Below are 15,691 nucleotides of genomic sequence, written 5' to 3'. Positions count from 1 at the left end.
AAGGAAGGCTCTTTAGTCAAGAAAACAAACTTTAAGCAACTTCTGTCAGTTGTGAAATATAACGCTTAAAGGTACTAAAAATAAAAGAATTATAAGTGGAATTTAAGCTCAAAATGGCAAATTACTGACTTTCTCACCTCGACATACTTTTGTTATTTTTTTATAAAGTTCTGTGGGATCAAATGGTTTGCCAATGACTTCGTCTGCTCCCACTTGGAAGGCTGCCTGCTGCTCATGTTCTAGAACCGATGCTGAGATTGTGATTATGGGGGTCTGTCTACGTTGGGAATCTAGATTTCCCCTTATTTCTTTAATAGCTTCGAAACCACTCATAACAGGCATATGTGTATCCATTAGTATTAAGTTAAAATTGTCTTTTTCTAACGCTTCCAGCGCCAATAGTCCATTCTTGACAACCGTGACTTTACAGTCCCAGGTTTGTAGCATATGGGCCAGCATAAAACTATTAAGCTCATTGTCTTCTGCAACTAGTACGTTTATGCTATTCAGTTTTGGGAATTGGGAGTAGGGAAGGTTTATCTCTCTTTTGACTGTTACTTTATCTTTTACTTCCTTGATGTCGACAATAAAAGAAAAATTAGAACCTTGTCCATATACGCTTTGTGCATGTACTTCTCCATTTAGAAGCTCTGCCAATCGTTTGACGATAGCTAGGCCTAATCCTGTGCCGCCAAATTTTTTAGTGATACCATCATCTCCCTGTTCAAAAGCAAGGAATATCTTATCTACAGAATCCGGCTTTATGCCGATACCGGTATCGGTTACCAGAAATTTAATCCGATGTAGTTCATCATTAACTTCCAAAGACTCCACTGTGAGTGTAATTTTTCCATTTTCTGTAAACTTGAGGCTGTTTGATACAAAGTTGCTTATAATCTGCTCTAGACGTAGGGAGTCAAAGTGGACATGCGTGGGTAATTTTGGATCTAAAATGACTTCGAATTCTAGGTTTTTATCAGATGCTTTGATTTTAAACATCTGCACCAAGTCTAAAAGGACATTTGTGAAATGGAAGTCTTCCATTTCAATTTTCATCATTCCCGAGTCGATTTTCGAGATATCCAGTATATCATTGATGATGAGGAGTAGCGAGTTAGAAGCAATCTCCAACCTATTGACCCAACCCAATTGTTCAAGGTTCAGATTAGCATTCTTTAGCATGTGTACGATACCCTTTATACCGTTAATTGGCGTTCTGATTTCATGGCTCATATTTGCTAGAAAGATTTCTTTAGATTTTCGAGCTTGTTCAGCTTCCTGATTCGCTTTTATCAGAGCCTTTTTGGATTCTTCGAGCTCCGTATTCTTTTGGATAATTTCTTCTTGGATATGAATTTGTTTGATGAAAGAAGTTACTTTAGCGATAGTTATTTCTGGATTGAGCGGTTTGTAGAGGTAATCTACAGCTCCGCTTTGTAGTCCTTTGATCAGATATTTGTCTTCTTTGGATATTGCGGTGACCATCACGGCCATAATATGGCTGGTTTTTGGGTTTGATTTCAAAAGAGAAACAAATTCAAATCCATTTATTTCGGGCATCTGAACGTCCACTAATGCTAATGCTATATCATTTTTCCAGCAGAGCTTAAGTGCTTCATTAGGATTTGTAGAACAGATAATGTTGATGTTCTCGATATCTGATAACAGTGCTCTTAAGCTTATGATGTTTTCTTCTTTATCGTCAAGTATTAATAAGTTTATGTTTTTCATGATAACTGGAGATTGTCGCTAAAGTAACGTATTATATCTTGGTTTTTAAGAATAGTGGATAAGCGGGATTCCTGGATTCCTGAAATAGGCATGGTCTCTATTAAGGCATCGCTAGGGTTTTGAATGAAGGTTTTACCTCCAAATTCTTCAATCGCTTTTAGACCGCGAGCACCATCTGCATTGGCTCCGGATAATAGAAAAGCAGTACAGTATTGGCCATATATCTGTGCACAGCTTTCAAATAAGACGTCTATTGATGGCTTCGCATAATTGACATGTTCTGAACTGTCGAGCGCAAACGTGCCTGGTGGATCGATTAGTATATGATATCCAGGTGGAGCAAAATAGATGATTCCATTTTTAATAGGAGTTTTGTCCGTAATAGCTATTACTGGCCTATTAAGCTTGATCGAAAGACTCTTTTCAATCTCGCTGCTGAATGTTGAGCTACGATGAATAATGATACATAGAGCATAGTCAAGACGTGCAGGTAGGTTTTCCAATATTTCTGTTATCAATAATAAGGAACCTGCCGAGCCACCGATTAGCACTATGTTATCCTTTTTGCCTTTCATTTGACCTTTTGATAAATGTTTAAGTTGCTATCAATGACTTTAAACCTGTCCTTGATAGCATGTCCGTAGAGACTTTCTTTACTCCCTAAACAAAGAAAGCCAAATAAGGCTAGAGATTCATAGAATAGCTGTAGCACGTGTTCTTGTAGCTCCTTATCAAAATAGATCATTACATTCCTGCATAGGATCAGCTGAAACTCATTAAACACATGATCCGAGACCAAATTATGTGTAGAAAAAAGGATTTTATTTCTATACTCATTGTTTATGATTGCAGCATCATACATAGCCGTATAATGGGAGGAAAATTCTGAAGCAAGCCCTGCTTTATTAAAGTTATCTGTGTAGGATTTTATTTTTGCTAACGGATACACCCCTTTTCTGGCAAAATCTAAAGCTTTCAAGCTAACATCAGTTCCATATATGAATGATCTATTCAGTAAGTTGTTTTCTTTGAGGAGTATTGCCAATGAATAAGCTTCTTCTCCTGTTGCACAGCCAGCACTCCAGATGCGAAGCTGTGGATAGGTCTGGAGGTACGGAAAAGTTTTGGCTTTTAATTGTCTGAAAAATTGTGGGTCTCTAAACATTTCAGTTACATTGACCATTAGTTCCTGTATGAAGTAGTTTTCAAATCCATCGATATTTAAAATGGCACTTTTTAAGTCCACTAAGTCCATTTTTTCCATACTAAGAAAACGCTCTATTCTACGCTTAAGTGACGATTTTGAATAGCCAGTCAGATCGAACTCAGAGATGTTTTTTAGTAGATAAACAACTTCATCAAGATCAGAAAAACTGATAAACTCACTTTTTTTTAGCCCAACCATACCTGCATTAATGATGTTAGTTTGTCTATATCTATGGGTTTGCTTACGTAGTCATTTGCACCAATCTGTATTGATTTCTCTCGATCACCTTTCATCGCTTTTGCTGTAACAGCAAGAATTGGGATGTTTTTGTATTTGAGATCCTCACGAATGATTCTTATGGCTTCATACCCATCCATCTCGGGCATCATGATATCCATTAAAATGATATCAATTTTGTTGTCGGGATTACTCATGATCTGTACCGCTTCTTTTCCGTTATTGGCGATTTCTATTTCCATCTCGAAGCTCTGTAACGAGGTTGTTAGTGCAAATATATTCCGCATATCGTCATCTGCTACGAGTACACGCTTCCCTCTCAGATTACTCATCTGCTGGATGCTCCCTATGTTTTTGATGGGTTGGTAGGAGGAGTCGTTTATTTTATTTAAGAACAGGTTCACCTCGTCAATTAATCGATCGCTGGATTTGTCTGATTTTAGAATAGTTGCTTTGGCATCGGCAATTATTTTATCATACTGCTCTTTAGGAAGTTCATATGCCGTATTTATAATGATGGGGATATTGACCAGTCTTGGTGTTTCTTTTATTTTTTCGATTAAGTCTAGGCCGTTGCCATCCGGAAGCTGCATGTCTAAGATAATACAGTCAATATTAGCTTCTTCAATAAGTTTGTCCCAGGCTGCAGATAATGAAAATGCTTGAATGACATTGATGTTGTGCTCCGCAAATGAGTCTTTGATAAACTCGCTCTGCAGCTCTTGGTCTTCAATCAATAAGATTTTTTTGACAGATTGACTTAGGTTAAGATTTATTGTCTCGAATGTATTTTGTATGGTATCTGCTGTTACAGGCTTATGCATAAAGCCGATTGCCCCTTTTTCAAGAAAATCTTTTTTGTTGAATGTCGCAGCAGACATCATGTGTACGGGGATGTGTTTTGTTTTAGGATTTTCTTTAAGCATTTTCAGTACTTCCCATCCATCTGCAATCGGAAGCATGACATCAAGTATGATTGCATCGGGCAAAGTCTGTAATGCTTCTTCAAACCCTTTCGCTCCGTCATGGGCCAGATTAACTGCAAAACCGTATTCTTCTGCAAATCCCTTCAATATATCAGCAAAGTTGATATCATCTTCTATAATAAGGATTTTCCTGTCTTCTTGTTCAGGGGTTTTCTGTTCTAATGCTTGTTGGGCAACTGCTTTTTCAGTTTCTTGTTTCTCTTGTATAAAATTCTGTCTCGTTATTTTTATGTCTTCAGAAGACGTATATGGGATTATCAAGGTAAAGGTACTACCTATCTCAGGTTCACTCTCCAATGTCACTCTTCCGCCCAGTAATGATGCAATCTCGCGACTGATAGACAGCCCAAGGCCTGTGCCTCCATATTTGCGACTGGTTGAACCATCTTCTTGTCTAAATGCTTCGAATATGAGTTCTTGTTTTTCTTTTGTAATTCCTTTGCCCGAATCTTTTACTTCAAAGAAGAGATTGTTGGCCTGTATCCTAATGTTGAAACTGACCGAGCCGTTCAATGGTGTAAACTTAAAAGCATTGGATAGAAAGTTTTTGACGACCTGTTGCAATCTATATTCGTCGGATGAGAAGTCTGCAGGTACATCTGCTGCGATAGTAGTTGTAAATATGATGCCCTTATCTTTCGCAACTGCGCGGAAAAGCTCTTCCGTCTCATTGACAAAATCCCTCGTATATATATTATCGATATTCAAATCAATCTTTCCCGATTCAATCTTCGCTAGGTCTAATAGCTCGTTGATTAGCTCCAAAAGATCCGTCCCCGCGCCATGTATTACGCTGGCATATTTTACTTGCTCTGCATTTAGGTTTTTTGTCTTGTTGTCCTGGAGTAGTTTTGCTAATATCAAGATGCTATTTAATGGTGTGCGTAATTCGTGGCTCATATTTGCCATGAATTCTGATTTGTATTTACTTGCCTGCTCTACTTCGTTTATTTTTTGTTCGACTACCTTATGAGCATCATTGAGCTCGTTGTTCCTTTTCTCTACTTCAGCCGCTTTCTGATTCAATTCCGTATTAGTCTGTGTTAGTTCTTCTTGTTGAACGCGTAGTTCTTCTTCCGAAGACTCCAAGAGGTGCGTTTTATGAATCAGTTCTTCATTTGTTATTCTTAGTTCTTCCTGCTGCGCCTCTAATTCTTCTGTTTGTCGCTGGGTCTCTTCTAGTAACTGTTCTACTAATAGGTGGCTCTGACCAAATTTAATCCGTGTTGCGATTATACGGCTAATTCGGCTTAGATAATCTTTATGTTTCTTTTGATCTTCTTCTTTACAAAAGATTGCCACTTCGATAATTCCGAGGCAATGATTTTCATGTATTAAAGGGGATATGAACACTGTTGCTGGAAACTGATTTACCAGTGCTGTTTGGGTATTCAGATGGTTCACATCTTTTATAGTATGTATGATAAATTCTTTGCTTTCAACAATCATTCCTAAAAGCCCCTCTCCACTCGTGAATCTAAATAAGCTTGAATTATCTTTTAATCCTAATGACGCCATTTGTTCGAATTCATAGGAGTCTGGTTTTCTGATGTATATTGCGGCAGCCTGTAATGACGTTTGTTGATGCAGTAAATTAATGACGATATTACTGATCTTTTGACTTTCATCTATACCACTTATTTTATCTGCCAGATACGCGCTGTTTTCTAATACCCAATTCGTGTTTTCAATTTTATCCCGTGCCTCTTCAAATTCCTTATTTACTATTTTTAACTCACTAGTGGATTTACGCAGTTGGTAAAGAAGCTGAAAAATTTTATAAAAGACATACGCTATTATCAAAAGACTAATGGCTATCAATACAGTGGTAACGGACTTGACATCGTTAATATATTTTTCATTGCTAGCCATCTCCTTGGCCCTATTAGCGATTATAGAGCCAATAAATATATTAGTGGATTCCAGGTTTTCTTCCTGTTCAGCAATCCAAAAGTTGATCACTTTATCTTTCTGCTCTCTTTCGTCGAGTCCATGACTACTTTTTAATACGACTTTAATACGCTCGATGAGGCGTTTCGCATTTTCACTGTTTTCCGCACTGATGTTTTCTAAAGTGATAACTTGTTTTTTTAGCTTTTCTATATATGTAGATATTTCAAAATCTGCTTGTGATTGTCCTTTTACTTTATCTATTTGTGCTCTGGTGAGGTTGTAAAAATCGGTGTTTATGATCGTTGCAGCCTGAAGTTGATCTTGTGAGTTTTTAATGATTTCATCGTTTCTAACCATATAGTTAGAAAATTGGTTAAACAAATAAAGTATTGACAATAAAATGATAGCTGTAGCGATGCCAATACTTATAAAAACCTGTGTTTTTAATTTGTTTCGTTTATTCATGGGTAAAGGTCTCTAAAAACGATGTAAAAAAAGTGAAAATATCCCGTTTACATTTTGCTTCTCACTTTGTCGGACTAGGCCAGATTATTACAAAGGTATATAAATGTTTAAAATTTCTTTGTAAGGTTTTAGAATAATATGAAGCACATTGTGCCATAAAATAAAAATAAATCTCTATCTTTAAAGAGCTATTTTTTTTAATTTCAATATATGAATTCAGACGTTTCTTTAATTCTAACCATCATCGGCGCTGTAGTAGCCTTGTTTTTATTACTTTACTTATTGCCGGTCAATCTTTGGTTTACTGCTCAACTCTCTAATGTACGTATCAGTCTTTTGAACTTAGTGTTGATGCGTTTACGTAAGGTTTCTCCCGCACTGGTTACCAATGCAATGATTACTTCCACTAAAGCAGGTCTTCGTATCAGCACAAATGATATCGAGACGCACTATCTTGCTGGCGGAAATGTTAATAAAGTTATTAAAGCACTGATCTCGGCTGATAAAGCCAACATTCCTTTGGACTTTAAACTCGCTACAGCTATAGATTTGGCTGGTCGTGATGTTTTTGATGCTGTTCAACTTTCTGTTAATCCTCAGGTTATTAATACCCCTCCAGTCGCAGCAGTTGCTAAAGATGGTATACAGCTGATTGCGAAAGCGAGAGTTACAGTACGTGCCAATATTAATCAGTTGGTGGGTGGTGCCGGAGAAGAAACAATCTTAGCTCGTGTGGGTGAAGGTATTGTTACGACTATAGGTTCTTCTGCAAATCATAAAGAGGTTTTGGAAAATCCTGACCGTATTTCTAAAACGGTGTTATCCAAAGGTCTGGACTCGGGAACTGCATTCGAAATCTTATCGATCGATATTGCTGATATCGATATCGGCGAAAACGTAGGTGCAAAGTTACAGACCGATCAAGCAGAGGCTGACCTTAAGGTGGCTAATGCTCGTGCTGAGGAGCGTCGTGCTATGGCGGTTGCGAATGAGCAGGAGATGAGAGCGAAAGCACAGGAAGCTAAGGCCAAGGTAATTGAAGCAGAAGCGCAGGTACCGTTAGCGATGGCAGAAGCATTCCGTAGCGGTAACCTGGGAGTAATGGATTATTACAAAATGCAGAATATCCAAGCGGATACCGATATGCGTTCATCTATATCCAACCCTAAAGGAACGGACAAGAATAAGTCTTAGACCAAGACACTGTTATAAAAAAGGGCATTATTATGCCCTTTTTTTATTCTATAAGGGGACTGCATTTGTGGAACTGTGTGTAAGGTATCTGTTGGATCTCCTTGTGTGGGGTTATAAAAGAACAAAACCTTGACGATGGGCGCCAAGGTTTGCTACTAACCAATTATAAACCTAAATTATGAAAAGACTATTTTAAAACAACTCTTTTTTCTATTCAGATACTTGTGTAGATTTCCGAATTGTTAACACAAAGTTACGTCAAGAATTGATAGCAGTCAAGAGCTGTTGATATAAAAGTTGCGATAACAACTATTTTGTGACAAAGTTTTGATTTTTCTGGTTTATATTGATAAATCTATGGCTATTCTGAGTAAGGAGGTGGTTTAGCATATCTGCAATTATTAGTTACCTTTGTATTAGTTATGATTTATTCTACGTTAAAAAATATAAAATGCGTCGTATTAGATGTCGACGGTGTGTTGACAGACGGTGCTATTTTAGTCAACGAAAATGGAGAGCAATTGCGGACTTTCAATGTCAAGGATGGTTATGCTATACAGTATGCAATCAAACAGGGCTTATTGATTTTCGTACTCACAGGAGGGCTTTCTCAAGGCGTGTTGAAACGTATGGAGGGGCTTCATGTTCCTGAGGTACATTTGGGTGTTTCGGATAAGCTTAGACTACTCGAGGAGCTCGCTGCTCGTTATAATCTGCGTCTAGCGGATATGGCCTTTATAGGGGATGATATGCCCGACTATAGCTGTATGCAGCAGGTCGGTGCAGCTATTGCGCCAGCGGATGCCGTTGAAGATATCAAGCGCATAAGTCATTATGTCTCTACCAAGCGGGGCGGGGAAGGAATCGTGCGCGAGATTATAGAAAAGGTCCTACGACTTCAGAATAAATGGCATACAGAAGTTCTAATAAAAAGTATATAACATGTTTTTTTTAAAAGTTATAGCGAAGATTCCCATTGTTTTAGGATCGCAATCTCCGCGCAGGAAAGAACTTTTGACGTCGCTGGATTTAGATTTTGAGGTTATCATCCGTGAAATCGATGAGTCGATACCGACAGAAGTACTGCCTCAGGATGCTGCCGAATATGTTGCGGTAGAAAAAATCAAGGCTTTTGCAGAACCTGGCTTTTTCGAACACATTGTTATTACGGCTGATACAGTGGTAGTAGATGGAGTAGGTGCTGTGCTTGGGAAGCCTAAAAATGTAGATGAAGCGCGGGCAGTTTTGTCGGGTTTGAGCGGTAGCGTGCATCACGTCTATACAGGAGTCGCCATAGCCTATCGCGGACAGGTAAAAAGTTTTACAAGCGATACAGTTGTTTGTTTTCGAACGCTGGATGGTGAAGAGATTGAATACTATCTGGACAAATACAAGCCTTATGACAAGGCCGGTTCTTACGGGATTCAGGAATGGATTGGTCGAATAGGGGTGGAGGCTATTGAAGGATCCTTTGAGAATGTCGTCGGACTCCCGACCAGTCGACTCTACGAGGAGCTCAAGCGGATCGTATTATCTTCCTAAAAAAAGGCCGTTTGTTTTACAAACGGCCTTTTTTATTACTTTATGTGGTATCTCACACCAGTGTAGAACATTCTACCTGTTAGAGGACCCCATAATAAGTTGGTGTCAAAATATTGGCCAAAGGGTTGGTCAAAACCTAATATCGGATCTTTCTGGTAGTAATTTGTTAAGTTTTCACCCCCCACATAGATGTCTATATTTTTGTTTTTTCCTAATTTTCTACTGACCTGTGCATTCATTGTCACGTAAGACTTAGAGTTTTCCGGTAGTTGATACTCTATAGGGTTAGCTGTCGTAGACGGCATTCTCTTCTTACCTACTACATTTAGTGTGTAATCAAAGGACCATCCGCTATGCAGATTGTAAGCAAGGTTCATAAAACCTCTATGTTTTGCTGTCAATGGCTTCTGTAGACGCCCACTGGCATAGTCTGTCTGTACATCCAATAGTCTGTACGCAAATCTAGCTTCAAAGTGTTGAGCAGGCATAAAACGAAGCTCCGTCTGCAAGCTGTTAGAGAATGATTTGCCCTCTAGGTTATAGAAAGATACCGCTCTTGGGTTCTCAAAATCGATAACAACCTGATCCTGGAAGTTATTATGGAATAATTCCATGGATATTCCAGCTTCCCTTCCGAATAATTGGAAGTCTTGGTCAAAGGTCAGTCCAGTGTTCCAAGATACCTCTGGTTTCAATCCATAAGCATTGTTCTGGTTTGACAGGGCTGCAAAATCTATAGTACGGCTAGAGGCGAATATGCTCATGTTTTCAGCAAATATATTTGCTGTACGTTGCCCTCTTCCAGAACTTAAGCGGATTGTAGTAGTCGATGTCGGTGCATAACGTACGACAGCTCTTGGTGTTGTAAACCAACCGTATAAAGAGTTATAGTCTTGACGTAAACCTAAGACAGCATCAAAACTCTCTGTCGGGCTGTAAGTATATTCCGCAAATGCACCTGTAACCGCTTCTTTTCTTTTAAAATTAAAAGCATTTATGGTTTCATTGTAATCGTCATAGGATACAGAAGCTCCCACTTTGTATTTATGTGCAACCGATCCGATTACATCATGAAAGATAAGGTTAGCATAGCCACTACTTTGATCGCTTAGGTAGTTATTAAGTCCAAAGTAGCTGTCTTGTTTATAGTTCGAAGCAGATAGTTGTAAGCCAATACTTCTCAGTCTATTTTCTGGGAATACATAACCTATTTTGGCAAATCCTTCTATACGTTGATTATCAAAACCGAGACCATACCTGTTGGTGGTACTTTTATCTGTGGATTTGTTGAAGTCGGTTTGACCTCCTGTACGGTCATCTTTTAGATATTTAACTCCGAATTGTGCAATCACCCCCTTTCCATCTTCGTAGTGCCACCTGTTGATTCCAGAGAATAGGTTACCCACAGGTGCATCTCTGAAGCCATTGTTGCTATAGTTCATGTTTTTGTTATACATGAAGTTGTCATGCAATAAAAAGCCTACCGACCACTTGTCATTTAGTTTTTGTGCTAGATTTAAGTTTACGTCCGTACGACCCATGTTATTAGCATAAGCATTGAAAAACAACCTGTCTGAGTCATGTGGTTTTTTTAATTCGATATTGATCTGTCCAGCCATGTTTTCAAATCCATTAACAACAGATCCGATGCCTTTTGAAATTTCTATAGAGTTGATCCATGTTCCAGCGATACTATTCAAACCTAGCGGTGTTGCAAAACCACGGGGGCCTGGTAGCCCTTCGACTGTCAACTGTGTATAGATACCACTTAAGCCCAACATCTGGATCTGCTTGCTGCCTGTTACCGCATCATTACTCACGACATCGACAGACGCATTGGTCGAGAAGCTTTCGCTCAAGTCACAACATGCAGCTTTGAATAGCTCCTTTGTTGTTAGGACTTCCATCCGATTTGGATTTAGTTTGTTGATATAGGTCGCTTTTTTGCTTCGAGACACGACCACCTCCGACAATACATTGTCTTTAGAGTGAATTACAAGTACCTCATGAAGGTCTTTCACTACTATCGTGTCTGCCTGCATGCCAGGATGGGAGAAAACGAGGTGTTTGTATCCTTTTTCATGTTTGATCTTGAATACCCCATTTTCATTACTTGTAGTCTGTTTTGAAGGAGCTTCGAGCCATTTGATATTCACGCCGACAATCGGAGTAAGTTCCGCTTTTCCATCTTCATTTACAACGACACCCGTTATGATGTGCTCGTGATCGTGATGATCATGGTCATCATGGTTATGTCCAGCGTGATCATCATGATTGTGATCTGCATGTTCGTCTTTTTTTTCGTCACCTAGTCGCTCATATAGACAGCATTCATGTAGCTTGGCGTATACATCGTCTTCTGCTTTGACCAATGGGGTGTCATGGCCTGCTTTGGCAATAGCTTGTTGGATTTGAGTCAGGTCTACTTGTTTCGAATTATACTTTGTCGTGATTTTGTGGGTTTTATTATCCCATACCGCCGATTCAACACCTGATATTTTGGCGGCTGTTTCAATACGTTTTTTACACATACCACAGTTCCCCGGTACTTCAAAAACAGCTGTACTAAGGGTTTGTGCTATTGTAATCTGCGTTATAAAAATAAATATAATTAATGATGTGACTTTATATATTGTGTTCATATGTATTTAACTTATTCTAAGGGAACTATTATTAATAGTTTGCCTTTTAGATTGAATCGAATAGTTTTTTCACTGGACCGGTAATATCCAAAAAATAATGATTCTCTTACGTGATTTAATGTATGAGGAATACGTACGCAATACCCCATGTTTAATAACAAAGAAAATACTATTCTAAATTCTGAAAATACAATTTAAAAGAAATGTTGGGGGTGCGACATCTTTAAACACAAAGCTGTCCCTTAAAGCGAATTTTTCGTTCTTTAACTCTAAACTGATGGGCTTGAGACTAATCCAGAGGCGGGTTAAGATAGCCGGTGCCACGGCTGAGTAAAAATAAGAATGCCCTGAGAATAGCTTATTGGCGAGTTGGTCGATTTTAATCTCGATATCACTGCATTTGCCATCAGAACAAGTTTTATGTTTTGAAGATTCTGAGTTGTTTTTTTCTTCGTGAGTACACATAGGACATATGTCGTGTCCTGCTTTTTCATATAGGCTGATTGAGGTTCCTCCGCAACAATTATGCATGTATACAGAGCCTCCGAAGGAGACCGTCATATAGACGAAGCATACTAGTATGGCTAGGAATCTTTTCATTAAGAGCAAATATAAAGGAAAAAAAATGATAAAAAATATTTTGGTGTTGCAACATTATTGTTATCTTAGAGCTAGTTAACCTTGATCTAAATGTTATGGTAAATTTTTTTGAACAACCTGTTGTAGTTGTAGCTGGTATTGCAGGGCTTGTTTTAGCAGCCATTTTATTGTTTAAGATATATTCCAAGATAATATCCCGCGTACAATAATCTTTCTCTTTAATTGTTTTGATGTAGTATCTGAATAATATAGTATGCTCAGTTTTTAGATTTTTGTGGAAAGTGGAGGTTTCTTTCATCATAGTATAAAAGAGATTTATAAACCCAAACACTTTTTGCTATGCTATTTTCAAAATCAGTTATTTTCAACAAAGAATGGATGGATGTCGTTTTTGTTGACCGAAATAAAGCCTATGGAGCGTATCAATTGAGGCTTTTTGGAGACAAAGCCATAGGTATTTCATTAGGGGGCGTTATTTTATTCGTCGGAGCATTGTGTAGCCTCTCTTTTATATATCCCAAGAAAAGTCAAGGGGTAGAATCCGACCTTTCTTTACTTAATGCGTCGCTAATCACTGTTGAAATAGAGAAGTCGGAACCAGCCTCGGAAGAGATCGTTATCCTTAAAGAATCAGGAGTAGCACAGCAAGTTGCACAGGATGTGCCGGCGGTTGATTTGATAAAATTCACTGAAGTGAATCCTACAAATAAGGCATCCCTTAAAGAGGATATTGTAGAGACCTCAGAGACACTTGGAGCCCGAAAGATGATAGCTGCTATTTCGATGAAAGGACAGGCTGGGGGAGCACTTGTGCCCAAGGGGACTTTTGGTAAGGAAAAACGGAATGGTGGTGCTCTTGGGAAGTCTATGGGAAGTGATATAGAGGGAAGAGATGATGGCGAGGGTACGTTTGAAACGGTAGAAATCATGCCAGAACCTCCCGGGGGTATGAAAGCTTTTGTAGAGTGGGTTGCACGTAATTATCAATTTCCATCGTCAGCAGTTGATCATGAGGTTGCAGGGCTCATACAGGTTTCTTTTGTGGTAGAGAGAGACGGAAGGTTGAGTTCTTTTGAAGTCAAACGTGACTTGGGATTCGGTACCGGAAATCAAGCTATTGAACTTCTCAAAAGGGCAAAGCGCTGGACACTAGGTATTCAGAATGGAAGGCCTGTGCGCGTATCTTATAACCTCCCAATTAGATTGAGCACCGTACAACAATGATGTTTTATTTTTTTCAAGCCCGTGATGGGCTTGAATTATTTATAGAGTTATAGAAAAAGCTTATTTTCGGGGTTTGATCTGAAGATAGATGTTTTTCGAGTCTACACCTGTTTCCCAAGCAGAACCATTTTCAATAAGGTAGATTACCTTTGCATTTAGCTCTTTATCCGAAGATCTTATAATAGATACATTGGTAGGTCTCCCGTCTTTATTAAGTTCCATACGTACAGATAAATCATATTCCTTTTCCGTAGTTTTGTCAATTTCCGCAAATAGATATGTCATATATTTTTCCCATCCAATGGTAGGGATACTCTTGCCCGATTTGAGGACTTTGGATTCATAACCAATATCGTCCAATAGGTCCTCTAAAGGAGATAATAGTATGGTCTGTGAACCGTCCTCCGCTTTAACTTCTTTTGCTCTGTATCCTGATGCAATTATTTTTAAACTTTTTTTATTGTTTGCTGCATATAAAAACCTTCCATCTGCATCAGTTAGAACTACATTGTCATTTTGGGTATCTGTTACTTCTACGCCTGCCAGAGGTTGTTTAGATCGTTGATCCAGCACTTGTCCCCAGATTAGATCGGTCTGCGAATCTAGCCCTAAACTACTAAGCCGCGCTCTCATTTGAGCACTAGATAGTGGCGTGTTGGGATTACTACTTACTCTGGTATCCGCTATTTTAGGTTGCGTTTGTTTTTTTTGATTGGAGGCCATCAGATTATACTTGTCCTGCCCTTCTGTATTGATGATAATGACATCATTCTCATGCTTGGGGTGGCTAAGATTCAATGTGCCTGCAAGATCCTGATTAAAATCAATATTCTTTTCAGTAGGAGTATAAGCTAAAATTTGGCTTTCCTGTTCGGTTAGTTTTCTACTGTGCGGGTTACCAGAAAGATTTTGATGCCTTTGGATATTTTCATTTGTTTCCCGCGGAGGGGAATAATCTGGGTTTGAAAACAGTTTTACAGTACTATCAGGAGTAGATGATATCTCAGCGATACGATCATGACTCGGACCTATAATTTCCTGCTGTGCATCAGCAATAAGAGTTTGTTCAGTTTTTGGGTGCTGATCTTGATTATACCAAAACAATAAGCCACTTAGTATTATTAAAATAGAAGCAGCGATCTGCAGGGGTCTGTTGTGCAATAGAGAACTTGAAGCTGATTTTCGTTGCGTTCGGTTAACTATTTTATGGTGTATGTCGATAAACGATACTGCTGGATTCCCTTCACTTTTTTCGATCTCTAAGCCCATAAGGATGTCGGATAGCATCTCGTCATCATGGGCAGCACGTTCTACTTCGTGCATTTCCTTGGAAGACAATTCGCCATTGACGTACTTACGTAGGTGGGCAATATCGAATGTGAGTTTATGCATCAGCTCTATCCATACAGTTTTTTAAGTTTCTTTTTCCGTTTTGGATATAGCTTTTTACTTCATTCATGCTATATCCCGTTATTTCTACTACTTCTTTGTAGCAATGCTCATTGATGAAAAAAAGGTCTACAGTGACTCTTTGCTTTTCTGGAAGCTTTTCCATACATTGTTCCAGCGAAGAGAGTTTACCTTCTTTTTCTGAATAGCTTTCTTCCTGATGCATACTTATCGGAAATTCCACAAATTCATCGACTGAAATTTCTTCTTTGCCTTTTTTTGAACGTAAATCCATGAGACAAAAGTTCTTACTTACTACATAAAGCCACTTTGGAAAGCTCTTGATATCCTGTTTTTTAATCTTGGTTATTAGCTCTTCAAAGATCTGCATCACGGCATCTTTACTCTTTTCCTCCTCTTTAAAGTAGCGTAAGCATACATAGTATACCATTTCGGCATGTTTGCTATACAGCTTGCCTAAGGCTTCCATATCATTTTCTTGAAGATACTGAGCTAAGAGGACAGTATCTTCTTCATAAGGAGGAAGGTCAGCATTGTATAGTTTCATAAAATTGCCGTCA

At 38.6% G+C, this 15,691-nt stretch carries 11 protein-coding genes; 4 read left to right on the top strand and 7 right to left on the bottom strand.

The annotated features are described in order from the left end of the window. Window positions 1-108: 108 nt before the first annotated feature. Genes JKG61_RS21400 through JKG61_RS21385 form a run of 4 tightly spaced genes read right to left on the bottom strand, consistent with a single transcriptional unit; the run spans window position 109 to window position 6,411 of the window. On the bottom strand, window positions 109-1,731 hold the full coding sequence (locus JKG61_RS21400; RefSeq protein ID WP_202105052.1) for a response regulator: 1,623 nt from the start codon (window positions 1,729-1,731) through the stop codon (window positions 109-111). Next, window positions 1,728-2,306 (bottom strand): chemotaxis protein CheB, encoded by a 579-nt coding sequence (locus JKG61_RS21395; protein ID WP_202105051.1) that lies wholly within the window; start codon window positions 2,304-2,306, stop codon window positions 1,728-1,730. Before JKG61_RS21395 ends, JKG61_RS21400 begins: the two co-directional genes overlap by 4 nt. Continuing rightward, window positions 2,303-3,136: a CheR family methyltransferase gene (locus JKG61_RS21390; protein ID WP_202105050.1), complete on the bottom strand. Its 834-nt coding sequence runs from the start codon at window positions 3,134-3,136 to the stop codon at window positions 2,303-2,305. Before JKG61_RS21390 ends, JKG61_RS21395 begins: the two co-directional genes overlap by 4 nt. After that, complete coding sequence (locus JKG61_RS21385; protein WP_202105049.1) at window positions 3,124-6,411, bottom strand: response regulator; 3,288 nt, start codon at window positions 6,409-6,411, stop codon at window positions 3,124-3,126. Before JKG61_RS21385 ends, JKG61_RS21390 begins: the two co-directional genes overlap by 13 nt. A 318-nt stretch (window positions 6,412-6,729) precedes the next feature. Between JKG61_RS21385 and floA the strand changes: the two genes are divergently transcribed. The 3 genes from floA (at window position 6,730) to JKG61_RS21370 (ending at window position 9,255) form a co-directional block, all read left to right on the top strand. Beyond that, entirely contained in the window at window positions 6,730-7,713 is a 984-nt protein-coding gene (gene floA / locus JKG61_RS21380; protein WP_202105048.1) for a flotillin-like protein FloA, read from the top strand. A 422-nt stretch (window positions 7,714-8,135) separates the two neighbouring features. Further along, window positions 8,136-8,654, top strand: coding sequence for a KdsC family phosphatase (locus JKG61_RS21375; RefSeq protein WP_202105047.1), 519 nt, complete (start codon window positions 8,136-8,138; stop codon window positions 8,652-8,654). A 1-nt stretch (window position 8,655) separates the two neighbouring features. Then, window positions 8,656-9,255, top strand: coding sequence for a Maf family protein (locus JKG61_RS21370; protein WP_202105046.1), 600 nt, complete (start codon window positions 8,656-8,658; stop codon window positions 9,253-9,255). Window positions 9,256-9,290: 35 nt separating this feature from the next. On the opposite strand, the gene JKG61_RS21365 is transcribed toward JKG61_RS21370, so the two are convergent. Then, window positions 9,291-11,897, bottom strand: a complete 2,607-nt coding sequence (locus JKG61_RS21365; protein ID WP_202105045.1) for a TonB-dependent receptor domain-containing protein — start codon at window positions 11,895-11,897, stop codon at window positions 9,291-9,293. A gap of 939 nt (window positions 11,898-12,836) precedes the next feature. On the opposite strand from JKG61_RS21365, the gene JKG61_RS21360 reads away from it, so the two are divergent. Continuing rightward, window positions 12,837-13,721, top strand: a complete 885-nt coding sequence (locus JKG61_RS21360; protein ID WP_202105044.1) for an energy transducer TonB — start codon at window positions 12,837-12,839, stop codon at window positions 13,719-13,721. 60 nt (window positions 13,722-13,781) lie between these two features. Here JKG61_RS21360 and JKG61_RS21355 read toward each other — a convergent pair whose 3' ends face one another. Beyond that, window positions 13,782-15,113 (bottom strand): carboxypeptidase-like regulatory domain-containing protein, encoded by a 1,332-nt coding sequence (locus JKG61_RS21355; RefSeq protein WP_202105043.1) that lies wholly within the window; start codon window positions 15,111-15,113, stop codon window positions 13,782-13,784. After that, window positions 15,106-15,678: an RNA polymerase sigma factor gene (locus JKG61_RS21350; protein WP_202105042.1), complete on the bottom strand. Its 573-nt coding sequence runs from the start codon at window positions 15,676-15,678 to the stop codon at window positions 15,106-15,108. The genes JKG61_RS21355 and JKG61_RS21350 overlap by 8 nt, the downstream gene beginning before the upstream one ends. Between the last annotated feature and the right edge of the window lie 13 nt (window positions 15,679-15,691).

This window comes from Sphingobacterium faecale, assembly GCF_016746095.1.
GTDB classification, from domain to species: Bacteria; Bacteroidota; Bacteroidia; order Sphingobacteriales; family Sphingobacteriaceae; genus Sphingobacterium; species Sphingobacterium faecale.
Note: the sequence above shows the minus strand (reverse complement) of the source record. Positions and strands in the feature narration are given on the sequence as shown.

Excerpts from the sequence above, each read along its gene's own strand:
- JKG61_RS21400 (WP_202105052.1), bottom strand. The coding sequence starts at position 1,731 with ATGAAAAACATAAACTTATTAATACTTGACGATAAAGAAGAAAACATC.
- JKG61_RS21395 (WP_202105051.1), bottom strand. The coding sequence starts at position 2,306 with ATGAAAGGCAAAAAGGATAACATAGTGCTAATCGGTGGCTCGGCAGGT.
- JKG61_RS21390 (WP_202105050.1), bottom strand. The coding sequence starts at position 3,136 with ATGGTTGGGCTAAAAAAAAGTGAGTTTATCAGTTTTTCTGATCTTGAT.
- JKG61_RS21385 (WP_202105049.1), bottom strand. The coding sequence starts at position 6,411 with ATGGTTAGAAACGATGAAATCATTAAAAACTCACAAGATCAACTTCAG.
- floA (WP_202105048.1), top strand. The coding sequence starts at position 6,730 with ATGAATTCAGACGTTTCTTTAATTCTAACCATCATCGGCGCTGTAGTA.
- JKG61_RS21375 (WP_202105047.1), top strand. The coding sequence starts at position 8,136 with ATGATTTATTCTACGTTAAAAAATATAAAATGCGTCGTATTAGATGTC.
- JKG61_RS21370 (WP_202105046.1), top strand. The coding sequence starts at position 8,656 with ATGTTTTTTTTAAAAGTTATAGCGAAGATTCCCATTGTTTTAGGATCG.
- JKG61_RS21365 (WP_202105045.1), bottom strand. The coding sequence starts at position 11,897 with ATGAACACAATATATAAAGTCACATCATTAATTATATTTATTTTTATA.
- JKG61_RS21360 (WP_202105044.1), top strand. The coding sequence starts at position 12,837 with ATGCTATTTTCAAAATCAGTTATTTTCAACAAAGAATGGATGGATGTC.
- JKG61_RS21355 (WP_202105043.1), bottom strand. The coding sequence starts at position 15,113 with ATGCATAAACTCACATTCGATATTGCCCACCTACGTAAGTACGTCAAT.
- JKG61_RS21350 (WP_202105042.1), bottom strand. The coding sequence starts at position 15,678 with ATGAAACTATACAATGCTGACCTTCCTCCTTATGAAGAAGATACTGTC.